At 69.0% G+C, this 26,036-nt stretch carries 24 protein-coding genes and 2 pseudogenes; 10 read left to right on the top strand and 16 right to left on the bottom strand.

Annotated features, from left to right (window positions below; translation table 11 throughout):
- Positions 1 to 47 precede the first annotated feature (47 nt).
- Positions 48 to 1,583, top strand: a complete 1,536-nt coding sequence (locus AC069I_RS12340) for an alkaline phosphatase D family protein (protein ID WP_478265431.1) — start codon at positions 48 to 50, stop codon at positions 1,581 to 1,583.
- A 164-nt stretch (positions 1,584 to 1,747) separates the two neighbouring features.
- Positions 1,748 to 2,089, top strand: a complete 342-nt coding sequence (locus AC069I_RS12335; protein ID WP_478225570.1) for a hypothetical protein — start codon at positions 1,748 to 1,750, stop codon at positions 2,087 to 2,089.
- Between the two features lie 37 nt (positions 2,090 to 2,126).
- Here the strand turns inward: AC069I_RS12335 and AC069I_RS12330 are convergent, their stop codons facing one another.
- A complete protein-coding gene (locus AC069I_RS12330) occupies positions 2,127 to 2,990 on the bottom strand; it encodes an alpha/beta fold hydrolase (RefSeq protein ID WP_478265430.1) in 864 nt (287 codons plus the stop codon).
- 28 nt (positions 2,991 to 3,018) lie between these two features.
- Positions 3,019 to 3,843, bottom strand: a complete 825-nt coding sequence (locus tag AC069I_RS12325; protein WP_478225572.1) for a GAF and ANTAR domain-containing protein — start codon at positions 3,841 to 3,843, stop codon at positions 3,019 to 3,021.
- Positions 3,844 to 4,200: 357 nt separating this feature from the next.
- Between AC069I_RS12325 and AC069I_RS12320 the strand changes: the two genes are divergently transcribed.
- On the top strand, positions 4,201 to 5,628 hold the full coding sequence (locus tag AC069I_RS12320; protein WP_478265429.1) for a PP2C family protein-serine/threonine phosphatase: 1,428 nt from the start codon (positions 4,201 to 4,203) through the stop codon (positions 5,626 to 5,628).
- Positions 5,629 to 5,634: 6 nt separating this feature from the next.
- Here the strand turns inward: AC069I_RS12320 and AC069I_RS12315 are convergent.
- From AC069I_RS12315 to AC069I_RS12290, 6 genes and pseudogenes are all read right to left on the bottom strand, one after another.
- Positions 5,635 to 6,188 (bottom strand): annotated as a pseudogene (locus tag AC069I_RS12315) (cysteine hydrolase family protein).
- A gap of 67 nt (positions 6,189 to 6,255) precedes the next feature.
- Positions 6,256 to 7,083 (bottom strand): poly(ethylene terephthalate) hydrolase family protein, encoded by an 828-nt coding sequence (locus tag AC069I_RS12310; RefSeq protein WP_478225575.1) that lies wholly within the window; start codon positions 7,081 to 7,083, stop codon positions 6,256 to 6,258.
- A gap of 134 nt (positions 7,084 to 7,217) precedes the next feature.
- On the bottom strand, positions 7,218 to 7,769 hold the full coding sequence (locus AC069I_RS12305) for a hypothetical protein (protein WP_478225576.1): 552 nt from the start codon (positions 7,767 to 7,769) through the stop codon (positions 7,218 to 7,220).
- A gap of 321 nt (positions 7,770 to 8,090) precedes the next feature.
- Positions 8,091 to 9,272: a cysteine desulfurase-like protein gene (locus AC069I_RS12300; protein WP_478225577.1), complete on the bottom strand. Its 1,182-nt coding sequence runs from the start codon at positions 9,270 to 9,272 to the stop codon at positions 8,091 to 8,093.
- 79 nt (positions 9,273 to 9,351) lie between these two features.
- Positions 9,352 to 11,337 carry a peptidase S8/S53 subtilisin kexin sedolisin gene (locus AC069I_RS12295; RefSeq protein ID WP_478265428.1) on the bottom strand — a complete coding sequence of 662 codons (1,986 nt, stop codon included), beginning with the start codon at positions 11,335 to 11,337 and terminating at the stop codon, positions 9,352 to 9,354.
- Between the two features lie 127 nt (positions 11,338 to 11,464).
- Positions 11,465 to 12,268, bottom strand: coding sequence for a sulfite exporter TauE/SafE family protein (locus AC069I_RS12290; RefSeq protein ID WP_478225579.1), 804 nt, complete (start codon positions 12,266 to 12,268; stop codon positions 11,465 to 11,467).
- A 90-nt stretch (positions 12,269 to 12,358) separates the two neighbouring features.
- Between AC069I_RS12290 and AC069I_RS12285 the strand changes: the two genes are divergently transcribed.
- Entirely contained in the window at positions 12,359 to 13,132 is a 774-nt protein-coding gene (locus AC069I_RS12285; RefSeq protein WP_478225580.1) for an AraC family transcriptional regulator, read from the top strand.
- A gap of 16 nt (positions 13,133 to 13,148) precedes the next feature.
- Positions 13,149 to 13,903, top strand: a pseudogene (locus AC069I_RS12280) (SDR family NAD(P)-dependent oxidoreductase).
- Here the strand turns inward: AC069I_RS12280 and AC069I_RS12275 are convergent.
- On the bottom strand, positions 13,830 to 14,645 hold the full coding sequence (locus AC069I_RS12275; protein ID WP_478265427.1) for a DUF1206 domain-containing protein: 816 nt from the start codon (positions 14,643 to 14,645) through the stop codon (positions 13,830 to 13,832). The pseudogene AC069I_RS12280 and the gene AC069I_RS12275 overlap by 74 nt on opposite strands.
- A gap of 134 nt (positions 14,646 to 14,779) precedes the next feature.
- Here AC069I_RS12275 and AC069I_RS12270 point away from each other — a divergent pair, with 134 nt between their 5' ends.
- Complete coding sequence (locus AC069I_RS12270; RefSeq protein ID WP_478225583.1) at positions 14,780 to 14,977, top strand: hypothetical protein; 198 nt, start codon at positions 14,780 to 14,782, stop codon at positions 14,975 to 14,977.
- A gap of 266 nt (positions 14,978 to 15,243) precedes the next feature.
- Here AC069I_RS12270 and AC069I_RS12265 read toward each other — a convergent pair whose 3' ends face one another.
- Positions 15,244 to 15,549, bottom strand: coding sequence for a hypothetical protein (locus AC069I_RS12265; RefSeq protein WP_478225854.1), 306 nt, complete (start codon positions 15,547 to 15,549; stop codon positions 15,244 to 15,246).
- Between the two features lie 33 nt (positions 15,550 to 15,582).
- Positions 15,583 to 16,689 carry a dual-specificity RNA methyltransferase RlmN gene (gene rlmN, locus AC069I_RS12260; protein ID WP_340687360.1) on the bottom strand — a complete coding sequence of 369 codons (1,107 nt, stop codon included), beginning with the start codon at positions 16,687 to 16,689 and terminating at the stop codon, positions 15,583 to 15,585.
- 267 nt (positions 16,690 to 16,956) lie between these two features.
- On the opposite strand from rlmN, the gene AC069I_RS12255 reads away from it, so the two are divergent.
- The 3 genes from AC069I_RS12255 (at position 16,957) to AC069I_RS12245 (ending at position 20,354) form a co-directional block, all read left to right on the top strand.
- A complete protein-coding gene (locus AC069I_RS12255) occupies positions 16,957 to 19,125 on the top strand; it encodes a YcaO-like family protein (RefSeq protein ID WP_478265426.1) in 2,169 nt (722 codons plus the stop codon).
- 115 nt (positions 19,126 to 19,240) lie between these two features.
- Complete coding sequence (locus AC069I_RS12250) at positions 19,241 to 19,657, top strand: GNAT family N-acetyltransferase (RefSeq protein WP_478225585.1); 417 nt, start codon at positions 19,241 to 19,243, stop codon at positions 19,655 to 19,657.
- An 88-nt stretch (positions 19,658 to 19,745) separates the two neighbouring features.
- On the top strand, positions 19,746 to 20,354 hold the full coding sequence (locus AC069I_RS12245; RefSeq protein WP_478265425.1) for a PadR family transcriptional regulator: 609 nt from the start codon (positions 19,746 to 19,748) through the stop codon (positions 20,352 to 20,354).
- On the opposite strand, the gene AC069I_RS12240 is transcribed toward AC069I_RS12245, so the two are convergent.
- Entirely contained in the window at positions 20,300 to 21,139 is an 840-nt protein-coding gene (locus AC069I_RS12240; protein ID WP_478225586.1) for a class I SAM-dependent methyltransferase, read from the bottom strand. The two genes, AC069I_RS12245 and AC069I_RS12240, sit on opposite strands and share 55 nt — an antisense overlap.
- Positions 21,140 to 21,254: 115 nt before the next feature.
- Here AC069I_RS12240 and AC069I_RS12235 point away from each other — a divergent pair, with 115 nt between their 5' ends.
- A complete protein-coding gene (locus tag AC069I_RS12235) occupies positions 21,255 to 22,100 on the top strand; it encodes a VOC family protein (protein ID WP_478225587.1) in 846 nt (281 codons plus the stop codon).
- 32 nt (positions 22,101 to 22,132) lie between these two features.
- Here the strand turns inward: AC069I_RS12235 and AC069I_RS12230 are convergent, their stop codons facing one another.
- From AC069I_RS12230 to pyrH, 4 genes are all read right to left on the bottom strand, one after another.
- Positions 22,133 to 23,644 (bottom strand): carboxylesterase/lipase family protein, encoded by a 1,512-nt coding sequence (locus tag AC069I_RS12230; protein ID WP_478265485.1) that lies wholly within the window; start codon positions 23,642 to 23,644, stop codon positions 22,133 to 22,135.
- Between the two features lie 83 nt (positions 23,645 to 23,727).
- The gene (locus AC069I_RS12225) at positions 23,728 to 24,624 is read right to left on the bottom strand and encodes a phosphatidate cytidylyltransferase (protein WP_340687352.1); all 897 of its coding nucleotides are present in this window, start codon (positions 24,622 to 24,624) and stop codon (positions 23,728 to 23,730) included.
- Positions 24,624 to 25,181, bottom strand: a complete 558-nt coding sequence (gene frr, locus AC069I_RS12220) for a ribosome recycling factor (protein WP_034310934.1) — start codon at positions 25,179 to 25,181, stop codon at positions 24,624 to 24,626. Before frr ends, AC069I_RS12225 begins: the two co-directional genes overlap by 1 nt.
- Before the next feature lie 51 nt (positions 25,182 to 25,232).
- Positions 25,233 to 25,976: a UMP kinase gene (gene pyrH / locus AC069I_RS12215; protein ID WP_005154669.1), complete on the bottom strand. Its 744-nt coding sequence runs from the start codon at positions 25,974 to 25,976 to the stop codon at positions 25,233 to 25,235.
- Positions 25,977 to 26,036: the final 60 nt, after the last annotated feature.

Below are 26,036 nucleotides of genomic sequence, written 5' to 3'. Positions count from 1 at the left end.
GTGTTCGGTGTCGGAGAGCGATCCGCCGAGTGCCGAGGAGACCACCGATGTCCGTCAACCGCCGCGACCTGTTGCGAGGCGCCGCCACCGCCGGTGCGCTGGGGCTGGCCTGGCCGTTGAGTTCGCGGATGACGGTCGCGCAGGCCGAGGAGGCCGCGGCGGCGCTGGGCGCGACCTGGGACGAAGCGCCGTTCACCCTGGGCGTCGCGTCCGGTGACCCGGTCCCGTACGGCGTCGCGCTCTGGACCAGGCTCGCGCCGAAACCGATGGAGTTCGAGCAGCCGCTGGACGACACCGTCGAGGTCGCCTGGGAGGTCGCCACCGACCGCGCGTTCCGCCGTCGCGTGGCACACGGGACGACGGCCGCCACCGCCGGGCTCGGGCACAGCGTGCACGTCCCGGTGTCCGGGCTGGAGCCGGGCTCTCAGTACTACTACCGGTTCCACGCGCTCGGCAAGGTCAGCCGGATCGGCCGCACCCGAACCGCGCCGGTCGGGCCGGTCCGGCGGGTGCGGTTCGCCTCGGCGAACTGCCAGGCGTTCCACGACGGGTTCTACGCGGCGCACGCCGGGATCGCGCGGGAGGACCTGGATTTCGTCGTCCACTTCGGTGACTACGTCTACGAGCACGGTCAGGTCGGCGGGAATCCGCTGCGCGATCACGAAGGACCCGAAGTGCTCACCCTGCCGGCGTACCGGCGGCGGCACGCGCTCTACAAATCCGATCCCTCGCTGCGGGACGCCCACGCCGCCCACCCCTGGTTCATCACCTGGGACGATCACGAGGTCGTCAACGACTACAGCGGTACCACCCCGTCGTTGCGGGCGCGGCGCTCGGCGGCGTACCAGGCCTGGTTCGAGCACATGCCGGTGCGCCCCGACCACCCCTCGTCACCGAGGATCCACCGGCAGCGCCGCTGGGGCGACCTCCTCGATCTGTCCATTTTGGACCTCAGGCAGTACCGGTCGGCGCAGAACCTGCCCGACGGCACGATCCTCGGCGCGGACCAGAAGGCATGGCTCAAGGACCAGGTGACCGGTGCGGGCGAGGCGTGGCACTGCTGGGTGAACTCGATCATGCTGAGCCAGCTCGCGAAGCCCGGCGGCGGCTACATGTTCACGGACCAATGGGACGGCTTCCTAGCCGAACGCAAGGAAGTGCTGACCCACGTGGCCCAGAGCGGTCTCGAAGACCTCGTGGTGATCACCGGCGACTGGCACTCCGCGTTCGTCGACGACATCCGCCCGGACTTCGCGGATCCGGCCACCCCGGTGATCGGCACGGAGTTCACCGCGCATTCGGTCACCTCCGGGGCCTACTCCCCCGAATGGAACGCCACGAACGGACCGAAGATGGGTGCGGCGAACCCGCACCTCAAGTACTTCGAGGGCGACCGGTACGGCTACGACGTCTACGAGGTCACCCCGCACCGCTGGAGCACGCACATGCGGGTGATCGGCGACCGGCGCGACCCGCGCTCCCCGGTCAGCACCCTGACGACGTTCCACGTCGACCGCGGCAGGCCCGGGTCGTACGAGGACAGGTCCACCATCACGTCTCCGGCGCAGTACCGGAGGCGCTAGGCCAAAAGGGGAGCCGGGAACTCAGAAGAGGGGCGAGCGACGCCCTTTCGGAGCAGCGTGGTTCACCGCACGCGTTCTCGTTTCACCTGCCCGATGAATTCACGACAATTCTTCCGTGCGGCTAATCTGGGCATTCCATTGGGAACGAGCCGCGGGAGAAAGCAATGAAGAAGAAAATCGCCGCTTTAGTCATGGCCGCCTTTTCGGCGGCCGGAATCCTGGCCGCTTCACCGGCCTCCGCGGCGACCGAGGGCAGGTTCCCGCCCTACGGATGCGGCAGCGATCGCTATGGAATCCTCTTCGGCGAGGGTATTTCCCTGACCTGTTTCGGCCTGCCGGGACACTCGGAGACCTACCGGGTGGTCGCCCACTGCGCGTCCGGATCCTCCTATTGGTACACCGTCGGACATTGGGTTCCGGTCGGTTTCGGCCCGTCGACGGCGGAATGTCACGGCGCACTGCTTTCGAGCGCATACGTGGCCGGATATCACGTAGACGACTTCTAATATCCGAATGACTTGATGTCGATCTTGACGGCGCGGTTCAGCGTCCGCTCCCGGCAGGTCCCCACCGGCCCACTTCCGCGGTGAGCCACCGATGCAGGGAAAAGGCCAGTTCGACCGGCGCGTCGTACTGGATCAGATGCCCGGCCTCGGGAATGACGTCCAGTAGCGCATCGGGAATCGCGTCGGCGAGACGCTTCGCCCGGTCCACCGGGATCCACGTGTCGTCCGCACCCCAGATCACCTTCACCGGCAACGCCAGTTCCGGATAGCGGTCCTGGATCTCGTCGGTGTAGCGGACGTCCGCCTCGGCGATCTGCCGGTAGAAGGCACGTTGCCCGTCCGCGTCCAGCCAGGGCCCGGTGAGCGTGGCCAGCTGCGCGCCGGTGAGACCGCGATGGGAGGCCGTCCCGATGTAGGACTCCAGCGCTCCCCTGTGCACCGCCGGGGGCTGCGCCTGGAAGACCTCGGCGTTCTCCGCGACGAGCCGGAAGAACTCCGAACCCCACGGCCGCAGCGCGACGACGTCCACAAGGGCGAGCGAGGCGTACTCCGCGCCGTGCAGCAGCTTCGCGCGCAGAGATACGGCCCCGCCGTAGTCGTGGGCGATCACGTGCGGTGCCGTCAACCCCCAGTACTCGAGCAGGTCGGCGAAAAGCTCGCCCTGCGTCCCGAGATCGACGGCGTGGCCGGGGTCCTTCGACGAACGGCCGTACCCCGGCATGTCCCAGACGTGGACGGCGAACTCCGCGCTGAGCGCTCGCGCGAACGGCGCCCACAGTTGCACCGACCACGGTGTCCCGTGGCACAGCACCACCGGGGCGCCTTCGCCGAGGCGTTCCCACGCCACCGAACGGCCACGCCACTCGAACGTCCGCGACAACTCCAGCTCGCCGAAACCCATGATCGCGATCGTAGTGGCGTCCACCCGATCAGTCCGGCAGTTGCAGTTCCGTATGCCGTTTGGACAGCATCTCCGCCAGCTCCCGGAGTTTGACGTTCATGTTCTGCGACGTGTGCCGCAGCACCTCGAACGCCTCAGCGGCGTCGATCCCGCGCCGCGCCATCAGGATGCCCTTCGCCTGCCCGATCGCGTCGCGGCTGTCCAGCGCCTGCTGGAGCTGCTCCTCCTGGAGCTGACCGCGCGTGACCGCGTGGGTCGTCGCCAAGGCCAGCGACGCGTGCGTCGCCAGAAGCAGCAGCACGTCACGGTCGGCCTTGGCGATGCCGTGCGGACTGCGCGAATAGACGTTCAGCGCGCCGGAAGGCTGCGAACTCGACGCTTCGGGCAGGAGGGCCGTCGAGACCAGCGAGTGGAACCCGAGCGCCGCGGCGGCGGGACCGAAACGCGGCCATCGGGCGTCTTCCGCGAGATTGTCGCTGAACGCCGCCGCCGGCCCCGAAACCCGCGCCGCTTCGACGCACGCACCCTCGCCGTACTGATACTGCAGCTGATCCAGCTCGCCGGCGATCTCGTCGGTCCGCACCGGCGTGTGGAACCCTCCGTCGGGATCGAGGAGGGTGACGCTGACCAGATCCGCGCCCGGCACCAGGTCTCGCGTCGCGAAGACCACCCGTTCGAGGACCGCCGCTATCGAACCGGAATCCAGCAACGCCCTGGTCAGGGCTACGAACTGGGTGACAAGTGGCCCGGCGATGAGCCGGACGCCGCTTTCGGAGATCACCGGCAGGTCGCCGTCGCCGACATCCTCGACGAATCGGTTCTTATCCTGCTGCCAGTCGAATTCATCGGCCAAAGCCCGCCTCTCCCACTTCTGCACATCGGCGTGATGCACCACGGGAGTCACCGGCGGGAACCGGCGCCGAGCGCGCACCATCAACCGCCGCAACCAACCCGGTTACCGGCGGATCGGCGCTAACTTCTCAACGCTCAGAACCGCTTTCGGAAGCCGACTTTAGCCGAATGCGATCACCCGGCCTACCGCACCCCACGTTCGGCCCGTCCCGGATCGCCTCCTCCGGCCACACCGGCGATGACGGGTTCGGCCACCTGGCGTAATTCCGCATCGGCCCGCCGGGTCCGGCTCATGTTTCACCTCGGGCCGTGGTGGTACCCGGGCCGGTGTCGCCGAGAACCCCGGGGGGTGATCACTGTGTCCTCGCTCCAGGCCGCGGAGCAGCGCCGGATCATCGCCGATTGCTTCACGCGCACAGGGCTGACTTTGGAACAACTGTGGCTGAGATACTTCGCACTGGGCGGCGATGTCAGCGAAGTCGACTTGGAGGCCTACCTGCGGGGAGTGCTCCCCTTGCCCAGAATCCAGCGGGACATGGTGGCCCACGCGGTCAACGAGCGACTCGACGAGCTCTCCGGCGCGCGACGGGCACCGTACAGCCGCGACGTCGGGGAGGACAGCCGCCCCCGCGGTCTCCTGGCCGCGCTGGTGGGACTTCTCGATGGCGCCCAGCGGGTCTCACCCGAGCGGCTGCCCGAGATCGTCACCGCATCGGGCCGGGCGCTGGACCTGGAGCTGACGGTCTATCTCGCCGACTATGAGCAGCGGCTGCTCTTCCCCCTGCCCGGCGAGCGGGCGCCCGGCCGAATGCCGCTGCCCATCGAGGCCAGCACCGCCGGCCGGGCCTACCGGAACGCCGGCACCACGCTGACCGAGGAGCCGAGCGGACCGCGGTTGTGGGCCATCCTGCTGGACGGCGACGAGCGGATGGGCGTGCTCGAGATCGAAGCCACCACGGACGCGGACCTGCACGACCCCACCCTGCGCACCCAGTGCCAGTGGCTCGCCTCGCTGTCCGGCCACCTCATCGCCGCCGCGATGCGCTACGGCGACGGCCTCGACATGACCCGGCGTCGAAGACGGCGCGGCCCCACCGCCGAGCTGCTTTGGCAGAACCTGCCCCCGTCGACGGCGGCGACGGGCGACTTCGTGGTGGCGGGCGGCGTCGAACCGGCTTACGACGTTCGCGGAGTGAGCTTCGACTACGCCCTTTCCGAAACGACGGCGTGGCTGGCGATCTTCGACGCGGGCCGGGACACCGTGTCCTCGGGCCTGGTGGTGTCGGCGGCGCTCGCCGCCTACCGATCCGCTCGCCGCGAGGGCCAGGATCTACGTGGTCAGGAGCACTCTGTCGACAAAGCGCTTTCGACGCAATTCGGTGACGGCACCACGGTCCGCGGCACACTGGCCGAAGTGGACCTCACCCATGGAGCCCTGCGCCATCTCGAAGCGGGCGGGGAACCACCGCTCGTACTCGGCACCGGGTACGAACCGACCACAGTGGACAGTGAACGGCGGCCACCGTTCGGCGACGGAGGCCCCGGGCGCATCACGACCGCCCACCTCCGGGCCGGAGATCTCCTTGTCCTGCACACCGAAGGCCTCGCGGGAACACGCGTCGCCGACGGCGGACGGTTCGCGCTCGCCGACAGCCTGGCCGCCGGCGCCGGGCACGTACCGCCGGAAATCGTCCGTCGTGTGCTCGCGGCGGCGAACTCCCACTGCCGCGGCGGTTTCGCGGGCGACGCCGGACTGCTGGTCGCTCGCTGGCCGGGCACGCGGTGAAGCGGCTCAGCCGCGGAAATCGACGTCTTCGGTCTTGACCGTCCCTCCCTTCCGGCCCGGCGCGACCTGGTGCCGCCAGTACAGATTCGTGTGCGCGATGACCTGTTCCGGCTTGGGCGCACCCCACTCCGATTTGTCGAAGGTCGTGTGCGCGTCACCGACCAGCGTCGCGTCGTACCCGCGGACCAGCGCGCCGTGCAGTGTCGAACGGATGCAGGCGTCGGTCTCCGCCCCTGCGACCACGAGCCGCCCGACACCGCGCTCGGCGAGCACCTTCTCCAGATCGGTGTCCTCGAACGAGTCCCCGTAGGACTTTTCTACGAGCGGCTCGGACTCGTCACGGTCCAGCTCGCCGACGATGCGCCACTCTTCGCTGCCTCGCACGAGTCCGTCGTCGGAATGCTGCACCCACACGACCGGCACGCCTTCCGTCGCGCCTTGCCGACGAGAGCGCCGATGTTCGCGACCACGGAGTCACGCTCGTGGGCCTCGTCGACGACGCCGTTCTGGACGTCGACGACGAGGAGCGCGGTGTTCGGCCGGTTGGCGAGTGTGGTCATTGCGGGATCCCTCCAGGTCAGGCTGCTGTGGCAGACCTTAACCCGGACCACCGACAAGATCCGCCGATCAAGCTCCCGGAACGGCCAGCGCCTTCGCGTTGCGCTGAACGTCGGACCACGCCCGGTCGCTGCACAATCCGCAGGAAGCGCCGAAGAATTCCGCGTGTGCCCGCTCGTCGCCGGAAAGCCAGAACCGGAACCACGCCGTGATCGCGCCGCGGAACCCGCCTCCGTCCCCGACGGGCGTGAAATGGGTCGCTCCCCCGAGTTCGCCGTAGACCGCGGGGACCTGGTCCGCGAGGCGGTAGCGCGGGATGACCAGCAGCCCGGGAACGACGATGGTGTCGAACTGCCCACCCAGGAAGAACGCAGGCCCCTTCAGCGCCGCGGCCGAGCCCTGCGGTCCCGGTTCGATCGGGATCGTCGTGGTGACACGGGAGTCCGCGCCGGCGGCGATCGCCCCGCCGCCGCCCTGGGAGTGGCCGGTGGCGCCGATGTGCGCCGTGTCGATCTTCCCGTGGTACGGACTGCCGGGACGGGAGTTCTCGGCGATCAAGGTCGTGGCCCCGGCCAGCATCTCCTGACCGGAACCCGCGTTCGGCGTGTCCGCCGCCGCGACCACGAAACCGTGGGAAGCCAGATGCCGCAACAGGCCGTCATAGGTTTTCGGGTTCGCGCCGGTCCCGTTGCCCCACAAGATCACCGGGTGCTTCTTCAGCCGCGAAGGCCGGTACACGGTGTGGGCGCCGTCGAGGGCTTCGACGGTCACCGCGTACGGCCCCGGTTCACTCCACCGGCTCGCGATGCCGGACTCGGCCGTCGCGGCGGGCGTGATACCCACGGTCGCGAGCGCGACCATCCCGGCGATCAGTATCCGTGCGCGAAGTTTCCCCATCGTGGCCACCGTCCCGTTCCGTCCGGGCCTCGTTGCCCGCGCCCCTCCCCCAGCGTGTCGGCACGGTCACCGTTCGTCCATGGGGCCGCTCACAAGATCGGGCGAACGAGTCTTGTGATCGACCCCAAACCGGGTCAGCCGATGAGCTGCCACAGGTAACTGGGGCTCTTGACCGGTGCGACGGCGTTCTTCTTCCAGAGGTACTTGACCTTGCACGGCGGAACGATCCGGTACTTCTGCACGGTGAACGAGCGCGCTTCCTTGTACTGCTGCAACCGCAACGTCTTCCCCGCGGGCACCGTCGCGGCATACGACCAGGAATCGGACTTCGAGTAGCTCGCGCCGACGCTCACCGCCAGCGAAACACTCGCCTTGGCGAAGATGACGCCCGCCTCGGCACTGGTCGTACCGGTGATGGACGCGTTGACCGAGGAGGTCGTGGTCTTGTTGTAGGTGATCGTCCCCGGCCCGCGCAGGTAGTCGCTGCGCAGGTTCGTCTTCATCCAGGCCTTGGCGCCGTTCGAGATCTTGTAGTCGGGCGGATCGTTGACCTCGGGGCAAGGCTGGATCGCGAGCGACCGGGCCCCGGCCCCGAGAGCCGCGGGCGCCACGCACAAGGCGCAACCGAGAAGGACAGCAGCGGCCACCGACCGGAAACGCATCGCGAACCTCCCGTTGTCGATCATGATCGAACGGTAATACGGCTCCGGCGGCGGCGCGGAAATCCAACCTGTTCGAGTTAAGCGTCTTGGGTGCGTCGCGGGCCCGGTCCGTGAGGGCCTCACGGCGATGCGCGTGAAGGCCCCCTTCACGCGGCTGACCCAATGGGCCTTCACGCGTTCCCAAGTACATGAAGGACTCCTTCCTTGCGCCTGGCGCAGTGAAGGGGTCCTTCATGTACTTCGCGGCGGCTGGGGTTTCGCGTGTCTGGACGGACGACACACGTGATGGGATGGACAGGCACGCGAAACCGGGCATTCGGCACGCCGAACTGTCCACTGTGGCCGTCACCCGAACGCCGAAAGCCCGTCCAGCAGCCTGTCGACGTCCTCCGTGCTGGTGTACGGTGCCAGCCCGACGCGGAGCGCGGGGTCCTCGAGCTTCAGGGCCGCGAAGACTTCGTAGGCGTAGAAGGACCCCGCCGGCGCGACGACATTCCTCTCGGCGAGAGACTTTTGCGCCTCGCGCTCGCGCCCGCCGAGACTCATCAGGACGGTCGGCGTCCGGTCGGCGGCCTTGCCGTGGACGGTGACGGCGTCGCCCAATCCCTTCTCCAGCCTGGTGTGCAGCAGGCTTTCGTGCTCGTGCAACGAGTTCATCGAGTTCGTCAGCCGGTCGCGTCGCGATCCGGCCGGCCCCGGGTCGAGTGCGGCGAGGAAGTCCACGGCCGCCGTCGCGCCCGCGAGGATTTCGTAGGGCAGCGTTCCGAATTCGAACCGTTCGGGCACGGTGTCGGGCGACGGCATGAGCTTGTCCGGCTCGACGGTTTCGAGGAGGGACGGCGACGCGCCGAGCACCCCGCAGTGCGGGCCGAGGAACTTGTACGGCGAGCAGACGAAGAAATCCGCTCCCAGCGCGGGAACGTCCACCAGGTCGTGGGCGGCGTAGTGCACTCCGTCCACGAACACCAGCGCCCCGGCGTCGTGGGCGAGATCGGCGATCCGGCGGATCGGCGGTTTCGTGCCGAGGACGTTCGAAGCCGCCGTGACCGCGACCAGTTTCGTCCTTTCGGTGAGGACCAGGGAATCGAGGTCCAGTTCGGTGGTCAGAGGATCGATGTCGAGCCAGCGGACGGTCATCCCGGCTCGCTCCGCGGCCTGCACCCACGGCCGGACGTTGGCGTCGTGATCGAGCCTGCTGACGACGATCTCGTCGCCCTCACGCCAGCTTTTGGCCAGGTGCCGGGAAAAGTCGTACGTCAGCTGGGTGGCGCTGCGGCCGTGGACGACACCTTCGGCCGGCACACCGAGGAAGTCGGCGTAGGCGGCTCGGAACGCGGCGACGGAGTTCTCCGCGTTGAGTTCGGACGGACAGACCTCGCCCCGGTTCGACAGTGGCCCGGTGAGTGTCCGGGCGATGGCGTCGGCGACGGGCCGGGGTGTCTGGGTACCCGCTGGTCCGTCGAAGAAGGCGGTTCCGTCGGCGAGGGAAGGGAAATGGAGCCGGAGGGCGGCGACGTCGATGGCCATGCCCTCGACTCTGACATTCGGCGAGGACCGAGTAAACGCTTCGTGGCCGGAACTTTCTCCGGCCACGAAGCACCAGGACTCAGTACAGCTTCAACCGGTACGCGCCGGACTGCGCGGTGCCGGCGAACAGATACCGGCCGTCCGCGCTGATCGCCAGGGAGAGCACCCTGGGATCGGGCAGCGCGCCGGGCACGTGCGACCAGGTGCGGCCGAAGTCCGTGCTGCGCAGCACGCCTCCCCCGGTCGAATCACTCGCGAACCACACCCGGAAGTCGAACGGATGCGGCAGGATCCGGCTGATCTCACGGGGGTCTTCGCCGTCGCGAACCCGGCGGAACGTCCGGCCGCCGTCCTCGCTCAGGTGGATGCCCGCGCCGCCGATGAGCACGCGACCGCCACCCCACCGGCTGACCGAGATCGAACTGACCGGTTCGCTCGTGACGTGGGTCCAGGTCTTGCCGCCGTCGTCCGAGCGGGACAGACCGCCGGAGTCCCCGCCCCAGACGCGGTTCGGGTTCCACGGATCACCGGCGAACGTGAGGAAGCCGCTGTCGGTCGCGAGCTTTTCCCAGGTCTTGCCCGCGTCGTCGCTGCGGTAGAGCACGTAGCCGCCGGGTGCGAAGGCCGATACGAGGAGCCGGTCCGGGTCGGCGGGGTGGGCGAAGATCGCCCTGGGGAGTCCTTCCTTCGCCTTCGCCGCGAACTGCCAGGTCCGCCCGCCGTCACCGCTGCGCAGCACGTCGAGCGAGAACCCGTTCCTGGTCACCTGCCAGACGACGTCCGGGCGGCTCGGCGAGACGGACAGGCTCGCGTCCTCGTGCAGCCGGTCGGTGGGGTGGGACTGCCAGACCCGGTCCGTCGCGGAGACCTTGCCGCGCGGGAGCGGGGTGTTGTAGATCTCCTGCACACCGGCCGCGACGACGCTCTCCCGCAGGAGGTTCCCGGTGGTCACGAGGTCGCGAATGGTCTCCCCGGGCACGCCGATCTGCTGGTATCCGCTCTTGCCGCCGTCGGCGTACACGCCGCGGTACAGCGAGGAGATCAGCGTGGTGGCGGGTTTGCCCGGCACGGCGGGAAGATCGATCATGTCGCTGACACCCTCGCCGGGAGCGGGCGCCGGTTTGCGGGTCCAGGTACGGCCGAAGTCCGTGCTGGCGTCTATGTCGTTATACGTCGAGACGTACAGGCGTCCGCCGACGAAACGCGGTTCGCGCAGGGTCTGCCCACCGGGCTCGCGGCGCAGCACCGTCCAGGTCTTGCCGCCGTCGGCGGAACCGTGAAGTTCGGGGCCGACCGTGACCACGAGCCGCTCGCCGTCCGCGGCGACCTGATTGACCTCGCCGTTGGTCCGGTAGACGAGTTCCGCCCGCCGTTCCTTGCCGCTGACCCCGCGGACCACCCAGAGCGCGTATTCGGGGTAGACCGTCGTGAAGTAGGCGTCGTCGCCGACCATCGTGAGCTTGAGCGCGCCGACCGGCGAGGCGATCCCTTCGCGCGGCCAGGTCCTCGGCACGTCGTTCCAGTGCTCGCCGCCGTCGATGCTGACGCTCAGAGAGTCGAGGTTCTGCACCACGACGACCCGGCCCGTCGGGTCCGTGGCCATCCCGAACGCGCCGTCGGGGTACCACTCGCGCAGGGTCTCCCAGCTCTGACCACGGTCGGTGGTCCGCAGCAGCATCCCGTGCCACTCGCCGGGCATCCCGCCGGGCGAGTTGCCCACCGCGAGCATCCGGTCCGGGTTCACCGGATCGGCGAAGATTCCCTGGATGGCGGTGTCCGCCGGCAGCCCCCTGCGCACGGTCCACGAGGCGCCGCGGTCGCCGGAGAGCCACAGGGCGGGCGGGCTGGGCACCATCATCGCGAGCCCGGCGGGCGAAACCGCCAGCAGCCCGCCGACGCTGTTCGGGCCGACCGGGTCCCAGGCGCCGTGCGGCAGCCCGGTCGCGTTGGCCTCGGCGGGCGGAAGCTGGGGTTCGGCGGTGGCCACCGACGTCGCCCCGGTGGTCCCGAGAGCCGTCAGCAGTCCGAGAACGAACATGCGTTTGGTGATCGATCTCAGTTTCATGCGGGAGATCTTGGCGCAAGTTCCCGAAAAGAGATAGAGGATTCGTCGGATCTTTGCCTGGCGATAACCCCTTGCCAGCTTGTCGTAGCCTTGTCAAGGGTTGATATCCGCCAAACTCATCCGATCACTACCGCACGACGATCGCGACCAGCGCGGTGACGAGCAGGGCGAGGTACGCGATGGCGTGGGCGCGATCCGGGATCCGGCCGACCACCCGGCGCGTCACGGCGATGGTCGGCAGCGATCCGCACAGCAGCGCGCCCGCGGCCACCAGATCGATGTAACCGAGGTGGGCGGCGCCCGGAACCATGCCCGTCGCCGCGAAGGCGTAGACGGCCGTGCCGATCACCGCCACCGGCAGGCTCAGCGGGTTCGCCAGCGCGGCCGCGTCGGCCATCGGCAGGCCCTTGCGCCGCATGAGCGGGACGGTGAGGACACTGCCCCCGACCCCGAGGAAGCTCGCCACGGCACCGATCCCGGTCCCGCCCGCGGTGGTGGTGATCCCGCCGAGCGCACGCGGCCGGCTGTCCTCCCGCCTGCTCACGAATCCCTTCCGGACCACGCTGTCGGCGATGGTCAGCGCGAGGTAGGCGACGAAGAGCCAGCGCAGGACACTCTCGTCGGCCATGGTGGCCGCGAAGGACCCGAGCACGGCACCCAGGCCGATGAACGCGATGAGCGGCCACAGGTAGTCGCGGCGAAGCCGTCCTGTCCGCAGTTGCGCGAGGGTCGCGCTCCCGGCGTTGACCACCATCACCGCGGTCGACGTGGCCACCGCCACGTGCATCGCGCCCAGCGCGTGCTCCGGCTCGGCGAGCGCGAAGGCGTAGACGACGGGAACGGTGATGAATCCGCCGCCGAATCCGAAAAGGACGGTGGTGACCCCGCTCAGGCAGCCGAACCCGAGGAGCACCGAGATCTCGATCAGCACTCCTGCGACGGTAGGCGCCCGCGGCGCGGCGGGCATTCGAAAGAGCGCCAATTTCTTTCGCGGACCGGACCCCGGCGTAGGCTCGGTGAGGTGCGTGACATCCCCATCGACGAGGTCGACCACCTCGACCGCGCGGTGGTGGCGATCCGCACCGATTACCCGCCGGGGCACCGGATCCTCCCGCATCGGCACCGGCGGGCGCAGTTCCTCTACAGCGCGACGGGATCGATGCGGGTCGAAACGGCCGACGGCACGTGGACCATCCCGACGCGGCGGGCGGTGCTCGTGCCGCCGGAGACCGTCCATCAGGTCTTCACCACGACCGTGAGCACCCGGAGCCTGTACATCGAGCCGAAGGCCGTGCCGTGGTTCCCGCGCCGCTGCCAGGTCGTCGAAGTCTCCGCGCTGCTCCGGGAACTCCTGAACGAGGCCGTCGGCGTGCCCGATCTGTACACCCCGCGTGGGCGGGACGCCGCGGTCATCGGCCTGACCCTGCACGAAATCCGCCGGGCCGCCCCGGTCCGGCTCGATCTCCCGCTGCCGAAGCACGACCGGCTGCGAACCCTCTGCGAGTCCTTTTTGGACGATCCGGACATCCACGATCCGGTCGCCGGCTGGGCCGCCCGGCTGCACGTGAGCGAGCGGACGCTGAACCGGCTCTTCACCACCGAAACCGGACTGAGTTTCGCCCGCTGGCGGCAGCGGGCCTGCGTCCTGCATTCCCTCTCGCTGCTGTCGGAGGGTCGTCCCATCGCCGGGATCGCCGCCTCACTCGGCTACGAGAGCCCCGCCGCGTTCTCCACTATGTTCACCCGGCTTCTCGGCACCTCGCCGAAGGACTATCGCGCAGCGTCGTCGCTCTGATCGCCGGTGTCTCAAGGTGAGACACGAGGCCCCTCCCACGGTGCCGTCGTCGCCCCTACCTTCCGTTCAAGCCCAGGCGAACAAGGGAGTCATCGTCGGAAAGGGGATCGCGCTCCGGCTCGCCGCGGACGGGCACGACGTCGCGGTCAACGACGTCGCCGCCAACGAAGCGGAACTCGAGGCGGTCGCCAAGGAGATCCGCGAAACGGGACGGCGCTCCGCGGCGATCACGGCGGACGTTTCGGATCCGGAGTCGGTCACCGCCATGGTCGCCGAAACCGCCGCCGCGCTGGGTTCCCTGGACGTCATGGTGGCGAACGCGGGGATCGCGCAGGTCCTGCCGCTGCTCGAAGTGACCCGGAGGACTGGGACCGGATGATGGCCGTCAACGCGCGCGGCATGTTCCTCTGCTACCAGGCCGCGGCCAAGCAGATGATCCATCAGGGGAACGGCGGCAAGATCATCGGCGCGGCCTCCATCGTCGCCCATCGGCCGTTCGCGTCGCTCGGCCACTATTCCGCGTCCAAATGGGCGGTGCGCGGGCTGACCCAGGCCGCCGCGATGGAATGGGCCCGCCACGGAATCACCGTCAACGCGTACTGCCCTGGCATCGTCGGGACGGCCAGGTGGGACCTCATCGACGAGAAACTGGCGGAATCGGAAGGGATCCGGAAGGGATCCGGAAGGGACGGCTTCATCAGCCACGCTGGGCCCGTGCCGCCCCGACGCAGTACACGCCGAAGGCCGCGACGCCGAGGGCCACCACGATGAGCAGTACCGTGCCGAACGGCTGAGCGGCCAAGGTCCGCAGGGCGGCGTCGAGCCCACCGGAGCGGGCCGGGTCGTGCGTCAGCGCCGCATAGCCGACGAGTACCGCGACCACACCGAACACGACACCCCTTGCCACATAACCGATCCTGCCGAGCCGCTCCACCCACCGCCGGGTCCCCGACGGGAGCCGCGAAAGGTCGATATCCTGTTCGAAGGTCCGGCGTAAGCCCTTCACCACCGAACCCACCGCGACGCCGAACACGATGACGGCCACCACGGTCACCAGGAACGGTCCGGCGGGCAACTCAAGCAGCCGCGCGGTGAACTCCTGCTGCTTCTGGTCGCCGCTGCCCTGCTGTCCCGCGCCCGCGGCGACCCTGGCCGCGTAGACGCCCAGGGAAACCCCGACCACGCAGCGCACTCCGGACGTCACCCGCTTGACGGTCCGGGTCCTGCGTTCGTCGATCCAGGTGTAGCCGACCGCGGCCAGCAACGCCTGCCACAGGCCGTAGGCCACCAGTCCCGCCGCCAGCACCCACAACAGCACACCGCCCATCGCGGTCGAGCCGACCTCCGCGATCGCGCCACGTCCGTCGGCCTCCTGGCCGCCACCGCCGACGGCGACGCGCACCGCCAGGTACCCGATGAGCAGGTACACCAGGCCGTAGCACCCCATCCCGATCCGTCCGAGCACCTGGACGGCCGTGTTGTGCCGCACCTGTCTCGCCTTGGTCGCGGACATCCGGTCCACCTCCTCGTGAGTCTTCATCGAGTGTCACGGCCGACGGCCATGACCGCCGCGCGACTGGTCCGTCCGGCCCAGCGGGGAAGGAGGTGGTGTGTCGCCTAAGCGAGGAGCCAGTCGCGCGTGTCGCGGTGCCTGCCGAGCCCGACGGCGTCGAACTCGTCGAAGTGGTCACCCTTGACCACGCCGAGCCGCCGAAGCACCGCCTCGCCCTGTACTCCGAGGAACAGCGGATGGTCTTCGGCGCCACCAAGTTCCGCGCGAACATGGAGATGCTGAACGCGGAGATCGTGGAGCGCGAGGCTCTGGACCCGTGGGTGTCCGGCTGAAGCACCTGCCCGCGACGGTGGTGTCGGCCACGCCGCGGGGGCCGCTCGACTGGCCGGACGCGACCGTCGTGAACGGAGACGCGGTCGACGTCGTCGCCCGGTTCAAGGAGGAGTCCGACGTGCCGCTGCGCTCGCACGGCAGCCTGGCGATGAACCGGGCGCTGATGGCCGCCGGCCTCGTGGATCGCGTCCAGGTGACGGTCTTCCCTGTGGCCCCGGCACGAATCGAGCTGACCATCCACAAAGGACGATCGCGTCGAGCCTGCCTAGACGGTGCTCGACGCGACCGCCGGACGGCGGTGAGAACCGAGCCAGGGCGCCAGCAGGGCTTCGAGGTCGGCGTCCGACAACGCGTACGGCCCGCCGTGGAACTCGTGCCACCGCGAGGCGTCCCGCGCCGCCATGTACTCCACCTCGAACGCCCGCATCAGGACGTACATGAAGGTCACCGAGCTGAACCGGTCACCGAGCAGCGTCCTGGCCTCGCGCGCGACACCTGTCGCGCCGTGGCCGATCACGTCTGTGAGCTTCAGCTCCTCCGCAGCCGGGTCCAGCAGGCTGGGGGCATACATCACGACAAAATCTCCATCACTGAAAGGAAGAACTCAGTTCTCGGCGGCGAGCTGACCGCACGCCGCCGCGATCTCCTGACCACGCGTGTCACGGACCGTGCACGCCACTCCGCCCGCGTTCACCAGACGGACGAACTCCCGCTCCACCGGCTTCGGCGAGGCGTCCCACTTGCTGCCCGGCGTCGGGTTCAGCGGGATCACGTTCACGTGCACCAGCTGGCCAAGGTGCTGCCGAAGCCGCTTCGCCAGCAGCTCGGCACGCCAAGGCTGATCGTTGACGTCCCGGATCAGGGCGTACTCGATCGACACCCGGCGGCCGGAAGTGTCCGCGTAGTACCGGGCCGCGGACAGGACCTCGTCCACCGACCAGCGCTCGTTCACCGGCACCAGCGTGTCGCGCAGCTCGTCGTCCGGCGTGTGCAGCGAAACCGCCAGCCGCACCTGCATCTTCTCGTCCGCCAGCTTGCGGATCGCCGGCGCGAGACCCACCGTCGACACCGTCACCGAACGCTGACCGATACCGAGCCCGTCCGGCGAGGGATCCGTGATCCGCCGGACCGCCGCCACGACGCGCTTGTAGTTCGCCAGCGGCTCGCCCATGCCCATGAAGACGATGTTCGACAGACGGCCGGGGCCGCCGGGCATCGCTCCGTCGCGCATCACCGCGGCGGCCGCGCGGACCTGGTCGACGATCTCCGCGGTCGACAGGTTCCGGTCGAGACCGCCCTGACCGGTCGCGCAGAACGGGCAGGCCATGCCGCAGCCCGCCTGGCTCGAAATGCACAGGGTCGCGCGGTCCGGGTAGCGCATCAGCACGCTCTCCAGCAGCGTCCCGTCGTGCGCGCGCCACAGCGTCTTGCGCGTGGTGCCGTCGTCGCACGCGAGCGCCTTGATCTCGGTGAGCAGCGTCGGCATCAGATCGCCGACGAGCTTCTCCCGCGACGCCGCCGGGATGTCGGTCATCTCCTCCGGGTTCACCGTGAGCCGCGAGAAGTAATGGTTCGAAAGCTGCTTCGCGCGGAACGGCTTCTCCCCCAGCTCGGCGACGGCAGCGGCCCGCTCGGCGGCGGAGAGGTCGGCGAGGTGGCGCGGCGGGAGGCCGCGCTTGGGCGCGTCGAAGACAAGAGGGAGGGCAGTCATAGCTCACTCAGTGTCCCATGTCCACCTTTGACGCGCCTGAGCCGCCCCGGATCGCTGTTTCCCAGGTCACGTGAACCGCACCCGGGCCGGACCGTGTGTTCTTCCCGCGGAGTCGTGCGGATCGCATTTCAGGAGACGTCGGGAGGTCACGTCAGGACCGAGACTTGGTCATGTCGCGCCACGGACCTACGAGCGCCCCGCCGCCGCCGCGGTCCCGCACCTGGTCCGCGGCGGCGAGGCGGGCGTCCTGGAAACGATGGGGTTGCCATGGGGTACGAAGAGTTGAGACCGCGGCTCGACGGAATCGAGATCACCGATCTCGAACCGGAGCTCTGCTTTCTCGTCACACCCAGTGGGGGGCAGTTCTACATCGCCGCGCCCACCCGGGAGTTCCGCGCCTGGGCGAGCCGCTGCGACGGCACCCGGACCCGCGCCGAACTGCTGGCCGGCATGACCCCGGACTACGAGGAAATGATGGAGATCCTCGAAGCGGACGGCTGCCTCCGCCACGATCGGGACACCGGGGCGGACGACGTCGCGGCCACCTCGATCCTTCTCACCGGCTCGCCCGCGCTCGTCGAGCCCTTGGCGGAGATCCTCGACGGCAGCGGGTACGCGAGCGTCGAGGCGGTCCCCTACTTCCACGATCTGTCCGAAATGGACATAGAGAACGTGGTCGTGGTCGCGGCCTTCGATCACCCCGCCTATACCGAGTTGATCGCGCTTGACGCGTTGTGCGCCGGCAGCGGGGTGCGCTGGCTGCCGTTGCGCCGGGAACGCGGCCGGGTGATCGCCGGACCCGCGATCGCGCCCGACGGCATCGATTTCGCCGACGTCGTCGCGCGGCGCCGCTCCGCCGCGCAGGACCCGCGTGTCGTCGAGGCGTTCCTTTCGGCCCCCTCGGACTCCACCCCGCTTCGGCCGGGCGACGCCCGCTGGGCGCTGACCACTCTCGCCGTCCATCTCGAACGCTGGCTCGCCGGCGGACGATCCGCCATGACCACCGGCGAGATCGAACTGAACCCGGCGGACCTCACCGAGATCCGCCGCCCGATCCTCCCCGTACCCGACCGGGCCCGGCCCGTTCCCGCCACGACCGACCCCGAACTGCTGGTGGACGACCAGACCGGGATCGTGACCGGCGTCGGCGAAATCCCGCCCGCACCGGGGATGCCCGCCCGGCTGCGGGTCTGCGCGGTCGATGTCGCGGACATGCGCCGGGTGACGAACTGGCCCAACGACCGTCAGGCCTTCGGCACGTCGTGGCACGATTTCGACCTCGCGCGTCAGTCGGCCATCGGCGAAGCGGTGGAGCGCTACTGCGGAAGCTGGCTCGCTCCGGAGCACGAAGTGTGCTTCGGCAGCTACAAGCAATTCGCCCGCTACGGAATCCCCGCACTCGACCCGCAACGGCTGAACCTCTACTCCGCCACGCAGTACCGATCCCCGGGTTTCCCGTTCGCGCCACTGACCCAGGACACGGAATGCTCGTGGGTAGAAGGCTTCTCCCACACCACCGACGAACCCGTCTGGGTTCCGGCGTTCTTGTTCTCGAACGAACGCCAACCGGGGGAAGCGCATTTCGCCGATCCGCTGATCGCCGGCCTCGCGAGCGGGACCACCGAGGAGCACGCCGTCACCTCCGGCCTCGAAGAGGTACTCGAGCGCGACACGACCATGCTCTGGTGGGCGAACACGCCACGCCTCGGCAGGCTCACGATCCCGGACGAGATCCGGTCACTCATCGCCGACGCCACCGACGACTACGAAGTCACGCTCATCCACCTGGACAACGAGTTCGACGTCCCAGTGGTCGCCGCGGTGGTACTCGACCGTGTGAAACGCTGGTTGTCGATCGGCTTCGCCACCCGGCCGGACGCGCTGGAGGCCGCGAAGAAGGCGCTCGCCGAAGGATTCACGCTCCAGCACACCTGCCGTGCCCTCGACGACGAACGCGAGCTGTCCGGCATGCGCCGGGACCTGCCGCATCTGGGCAACCTCAAGCCGTATCGGGCCGATCGGCGCTACCTGGACTCGTACCGCGAAGACTTCGCCGATGTCGCGGATCTCCTTTGCCAGCAACAGATCTACCTCGATCCCCGGGCCGTGAAGCGAGTGGCCCCCTGGGTCATGGACCTGCCGAGCCGCGGCTGGGACGACCTTCCCGCCCTCGGGGAACGGCGGCTCAAGGCCTACCAAGCCCGCGTCGAAGCCCAGGGATTCGAGGTGATCAGCGTCGACCTGACGACCTGCGACGTCGCGGCCGCCGGATTCCACGCCGCGCATACGCTGGTCCCAGGGCTCGTCTCGAACTTCCCCGCCGGATCGCCGATGTGGGGCAACGGGAGGATCGCCGACGCGGCGGTGGGCCTCGGCTGGCGGGACGAACCGCTCGCCGAGCACGAACTCAACGTCTTCCCGCTCCCCCACGCATGATGGCCGCCGCCGACCTGCTCGGTCTGCCGAGCACTCGCGGCCGGTTCCCGCTCATCGCGGCGCAAAGCGTCGACGCGCTGTGGCGTGGCGATCCTGGTACTGGGCAGACTGAACCGTGCGCTCTGAACTGGACGACGTCGCCCGGTTCGGCGTGCTGTTCGCCGAACACGCCGCGCTCCCGGGGTTCGCCATGACGACAGTGCGCGAAGGCGGAGCACTCGGCGGCTTCGCCTACGGGGTCCGGCAAGAAGCCGGCTGGTGGCCCGAACGCGCGACGGCTCCGGCGCCTTCGTGGCTCGACGGCGAAGAACTGTTCTACGTGTACGAGCTGGCGCTCCTCCCCGAGCTCCGCGGTCGCGGGCTTGGCCGCGCTCTGCTCGATGACCTGCTGAAAGAGCGCCCCGAGCGGTTCGCCGTACTCGCGTCCCGCGTCGAGGCGCCCGCTCGGCGGCTGTACTGCCGCTGGGGCTGGCGGGAGGTCGGCGAGTTCGACTCCGGTGGCATCGATTTGCTCGCGCTCGACCTCTCCTGAGACCCAGATCACCGAGAACGGGTTGTCGTACGACTGTTTCCGATATATCGTGAGCATGTCGGAACAGTACGTAGAAAGGATTCACATCATGCGACGACGACCCTTCCCTCCAGAACACGGCCGACCGGCCTTCGGCCCTTGGGCCCGCGGCGGCTTCGGCGATTTCCCGCCGGGTCCGGGCGGACCGGGCCATCGGCACCGGCACGGCCGCCGCGGTGGCCCCGGGCGGCGCGGCAAACGCGGTGACGTCCGCGCCGCGATCCTGGCGCTGCTTTCCGAGCAGCCGAGGCACGGCTACGAGATCATCCGGGAGATCGGCGAGCGCAGCGGCGGCTTCTGGAAGCCGAGCCCCGGCTCGGTCTACCCGACCTTGCAGTTGCTGGCCGACGAAGGCCTGGTGATCAGCAAGGACGAGAACGGCAAGAAGCTGTTCGAACTCACCGAATCCGGCCGCGCCGCGGCCGAGCAGCAGGACTCGGTCCCGCCGTGGGAGCAGATCGCCCACGACGTCGACCCGGTCGAGGTCAACCTGCGCAAAGCGGGCGCGACCCTGGCCGCTGCGGTCGCGCAGGTGATGCACGCCGGCACCGAAAGCCAGCAAGCCCGCACCGTCGACGTGCTCAACGAGGCACGCCGGACGATCTACGGCATCCTCGGCGAGGCCGAGGACTCGACTCCGGACGAGGACACGGAGTGACCTGGCACGACGAGGCCGGTGGGCTTGACGCGCGCATGCACGCGATAGCCCACCGGCAGCGTCATCCGTTTCTCCCCGGAGCCTGACGAAACCTCGTTCAGGCGCCGGACCTCCGCGATCGCCTTCGCCGCGACCGGAGCGCTGAACTCGATCTTCAGCACGGCTTCCATCGCGGCGTCGTCCTCGAACAGCCACCGCGTCATCACCTTGCGGCAGCCGAATCCCTGACGGGCGAAGAACTTCTCCACCCCGGGCGGATCGTAGTGCGGAAGATCCAGCCGCATCCAGCGTCCGTAGGGCTCACTCGCCACATCGAGATCCACGATCATCATCAGCCCACCCGGACGCAGCACCCGCTCCGCTTCGCGAAGGCCGGGTTCACAACCGGGGCCGAAGAAGTACGCGGTGCGCGCGTGGACGACGTCGAAAGCCGCGTCCGGTAAGGGAAGCCGCTGCGCACGCCCTTGCCGCACCTCGACGTTCTCCAGCCGCCCCACCCGTTTCCGCGCGTCGCGGACGAGCGGCTCATGGGGTTCGATCCCGACCACCGACCGCGCCGTCTCGGCGAACCGCGGCAGATGGAAACCGTCACCGCAGCCGATGTCGAGCACGTCCGCACCGGACCAATCGCGATACCCGGCGAGCGCGCGCCAGATCTCGTCGTCGACGTCCTGCGCGCGGTTCTCGACCTCGTAGGCCTTTTGGTAATACCAGATGTTCGGGCTCGGCAGCACCTCCTCACCGCCGCGGCGGAAGGAGGAGAGGGCTCGGGGAAACCAGCGCACGGAAGCTCCAACGAAGGGACACCGGGCCGGGTTCCGGGGTCATCCGGTCGAAATCTTTGACGGAAACAATGCGGTCAGCGACTAGACTTTACTCCCACCGGTAAGGGAGAACCGCATGTCGCTCGGCTCGGCCGCCCACACTTCCGTCATACCTTCGGGAATCCCGTGCTGGATCGAGCTCGCGTGCAGAGACGAAACGGCCGCGCAAACCTTCTACAGCGGGCTTTTCGACTGGGAGTACGTCGTCCAGCGTGATCCGGCGACGCCGACCGGCCGCTACTCGATAGCGACGCTGAACGGCGTCCCGGCCGGTGGTCTGTACCGCGCGGGTTCGGGCGGGCCGTCCGGCTGGAGCGTCCACATCTCGGTGCCCCAGGCGGCCGCGGCCGCCGAGTGGGTGGACAGTCTCGGTGGCCGGGTCACGCTCGGGCCGGTGGCGATCCCCCATCGCGGCACCATCATCCACGCCGTCGACGCGTGCGGCGCGCACGTCGTCTTCTGGGAGCCGCCCGCCACCTGGGAGTTCGCGACAGGGGTGCCGAACACCTTCAGCGGCGCGGATCTCAACACCCACGACGGCGCGGCGGCGGATCACTTCTACTGCCGCCTCTTCAACTACACCAGCCACCAGATCGGCGACGGCGCCTCGCTCGACTACGCCGAATGGCTCATCGAGCATGAACCCGTGGTGTACCGATACGTGATGGGTTCGGAGTACCGGCCGGACACTCCCCCGCACTGGATGGTCTACTTCGAACTCGACCCTGCCCGCGGCGCCGACGCCGCGGCGGGACAGGCCCTGATGCTCGGCGGCACCGTCGTGGTCCAGCCCTACGACACCCCGTACGGCCGGATGGCGATCCTCGCCGACCCGGACGGTTCGGTGTTCGCCGTGATCGACCACTCGCGGGCCGTCGAGGGCTGGGGCACCGCCGAAGTCGACGACCCCTACGACGACTGAGCCGGGGCGACGAGGCCGCCCCGGCTCTTCGGTCAGATACCCGCCCAGAACCGGCAGTCGTGCACTGCCGCGAGGTCGACCGGGCCGATCACGCCCGGCGCCAGCGATTGCGTCCGCGGCGAAGGACGCCATTTCGGCAGTTCGCCGCCATTCGGATCGCCGGTGCGCGCGAACGCGGTCCAGTACCGAATCATTTGCCCCGCCAGTTCCTGCTGCGCGGGCGTCAATTTCGCCGGGAACCCGGTTAAATCAGACAAATAAGCCAATTCGGTTCCATGGGCGGCGCCGAGATTCATGCCTGGTGGCGCGGGAACAAGCGGGGGAGCCGCCCGATCGGCGAACTCGTAACCGAAGGTCCGCGTGCGCTCGCGCAGCAATCGCTCGGTACCCACCTGCGGGCAACCCCAGATCCGGTCGGTCATCGCGTCCGCGAACGCCATCGCCGGGCCGCCGTGCTTCGCCGACGGGTATCGGGCGGCGACGAGCGGAGCCTTCTCCCCGAACGCGGTCCGCAACAGTCCCTGGTAGTGCTCCTCGGTGAACGGATGTCCGGGGAACAGGGCCACGAACAGCCTCGCCTCGTCCCTGGTGACCCCCGTCAGCACCGGGACGCGGGCGAAGCGCCCCGCTTTCAGCGCGTCTGCCGGATGCTCGGGCAGCAGGCCGGTGCCGAACGCGGGCGTCCCGAGCGGCTGGTTCACCAAATCCTTGGCCGGAAGCCGCCGCATGCAGGCGATGTCGGCGCAGCCGAGTTTCTCGGCCCCTGCAGCACCCATCGCTTCGGCGTCGGCGCGGGGCAGATACGGCGAGCCCGCGGGGACGCCGGGGAAGAACCCGCCGTCGGGCCAGGTCAGCGTGCAAGGCCCGCTCTGGATGATCGCGCGGTGGAACAGCCCCGCGGCCCAAGGGGAGGCCAACTGGACACAAGTGCTCATCGCTCCGGCGGATTCGCCGAACAACGTGACGTTCCGGGGATCCCCGCCGAACGCATGCGCGTTGCGCTGCACCCAGCGCAGGGCTGCCTGCTGGTCCTGGAAGCCGAAAGAACCGGAGTCGCGGCCGAGTTCCGGATGCCCGAAGAAGCCGAACACACCCAGCCGGTAGTTCACGGTCACCACGACGACGTCCCCGCCGAGGGCCATGCGCTCGAAGTCATAGTCGCTGCCCGCGCCGGAGGTGAAGCCGCCACCGTGCACCCAGACCATCACCGGACGCGGCTTACGCGCGGGCTTGGCCGGGCTGATCACGTTGAGGTACAGGCAATCCTCGGCCTCGCTCGCTGCCGAACCGAGGCCGGCTCCCTGCGCGCATCGAGGTCCCGGTTTGCTCGCGTCCCGCACCGCGGTCCACGGCTCGGGTCTCCGCGGCGGGGCCCAGCGCAGGTCGCCGACCGGTGGCGCGGCGAACGGAATGCCTTGGAAACTCCGATATTCGGCAGTACTCACCCCGCGAACGGGGCCGGAATCCGTGCGGACTACGGGGCTTCCGCCCGCCTCCGCCACGGTCGTCGTCAGGGCGCCGAGCGTCACCACGCCCAGTGCCATGGCCAGAAGTCGCTTACTCATCCGTCGAGTTCGCATACCCCGACCTTGGCCCGGCGCCCCGGACTTTGTCACCTGGGTTTGGTCTAAACGGGGACGAATGCGGAGAGCAGCAGCCAGGAGACGACGGCCGAAGGGAGCAACGAATCGAGCCGGTCCATCAGCCCGCCGTGGCCCGGCAGCATGTTCCCCATGTCCTTGACGCCGAGGTCGCGCTTGATCAGCGACTCGACGAGATCGCCCAGGGTCGCCGTGCAGACGATCGCCGCGCCGAACAGCACACCCTGCCAGGCGTGGCCGTCGAGGAGAAGGCTCAGGGTCAGCGCGCCGGCGACCACACCGGCCACGAGCGAACCGGCGAACCCTTCCCAGGTCTTCTTCGGGCTGATACTGGGCGCCATCGGATGTTTGCCGCCCAGGACACCGGCGATGTAGCCGCCCGTGTCCGAAGCGACGACGCCGATCATGAACGCCAGCACCCGGCCGACGCCGTCCTCCGGCGGGACGAGCATGGCGGCGAAGGCGCCGAAAAGCGGGATGTACGCGGCGGCGAAGACCGACGCGCTGATGTCGCGCAGGTAGCCGTCCGCGCCGCCGGGCAACCGCCACAGCAGGCAGACGAGCACCGTCAGCACGAACGCCGTCAGCGCGCCTTCACGGCCGTACGGCCACGCCAGCCAAATCATCGCCTGACCGCCGACGAGCACCGGGACCAGCGCGACCCGGATGCCCGCCGCGCGCTTCAGTGCCCCGGCCAGCTCGATCGTGCCGACCGCGATGGCGATCGCGATGATGCCGATGAACAGAAAGCGGACGGTGAGCAGGGACGTGACGATCGCCGCCCCCAGCAGCAGCCCGACCCCGATCGCGGCGGGCAGGTTGCGGCCGGCGCGGGAAACCTTCTTCGCCGGTTCCGGCTTCTTGGCCGGAACCGGTTCCGGGTTCTCCACCCGGTCCTCGCGTTCCTCGCTCACCTGGCTCATCAGACCTCGAGTAGCTCGGCTTCCTTGTGTTTCACCAGCTCGTCGACCTTGTGACTGTAGGTGTCGGTGAGGTTCTGGAGTTCCTTCTCGGCGTGGACGACCTCGTCCTCGCCCGCCTCGCCGTCCTTCTTGATCCGGTCGAGCTCTTCCTTGGCCTTGCGGCGGACGCTGCGGATCGAAACGCGGGCGTCCTCGCCCTTGGCCTTGGCGACCTTGACCATCTCCTTGCGGCGCTCTTCGGTGAGCTGCGGGATGACGATGCGGATCACGTTGCCGTCGTTGCTCGGGTTCACACCGAGGTCCGACTCGCGGATCGCCTTCTCGATGGCGTTGAGCGAGGTCTGGTCGTAAGGCTTGATCAACGCCATCCGGGCTTCGGGGATGTTGACGCTCGCCATCTGGTTCAGCGGGGTCGGCGCGCCGTAGTACTCGACGACAATGCGCGAGAACATCCCGGGGTGGGCCCGGCCGGTGCGTACCGACGACAGGTCCTCCTTGGCGACGGACACCGCTTTTTCCATCTTCTCCTCGGCGTCGAGGAGGGTCTCGTCGATCACGGCAACTCCCGTAGTTGTGTATGCGTACCGATTGCGAAGATCAGAGCAGGCCTACGCGGGCACCCCGTCGGCGGGGGTGTCGACCAGGGTGCCGATCCTCTCACCACTGACCGCGCGGGCGATGTTCCCCTCGGTGAGCAGATTGAACACGATGATCGGCATGTTGTTGTCCATGCACAGGCTGAACGCGGTGGCGTCGGCGACCTTGAGATCCCGTTCCAGCACCTCGCGGTGGCTGATCTCGTGGAACATCTCGGCGGTCGGGTCGCTCTTCGGGTCCGCGGTGTAGACGCCGTCGACGGCCTTCGCCATCAAGACGGCCTCGCAGCCGAGTTCGAGCGCGCGCTGCGCGGCGGCGGTGTCGGTCGAGAAGTACGGCATGCCGACCCCGGCGCCGAAGATGACGACGCGCCCCTTCTCCAGGTGACGCTCGGCGCGGCGCGGGATGTACGGCTCGGCGACCTGCCCCATGGTGATGGCGGTCTGCACGCGGGTCGGCAGGCCCTCCTTCTCCAGGAAGTCCTGCAACGCCAGGCAGTTCATGACGGTGCCGAGCATCGCCATGTAGTCCGCGCGGTCGCGGTCCATGCCGCGCTGCGACAGTTCCGCGCCGCGGAAGTAGTTGCCACCGCCGATCACGACGGCGATCTGCACGCCCGTCCGCGCGACGTCGGCGATCTGCTGAGCGACCGAGTGCACCACATCCGGATCAACCCCGATGGAACCGCCGCCGAACATCTCGCCGCCCAGCTTCAGCAGCACCCGCCGGTATCCGCCTTCGACACGGACACCCATGTCGCCCTCCCTAGTGCTCTGAACCCGACTGTGCCCCGTCCCCGATGGACGGAGACGGGG

It is taken from the genome of Amycolatopsis sp. NPDC043885, assembly GCF_056435685.1.
This window is presented reverse-complemented; position numbering and strand designations above follow the sequence as displayed.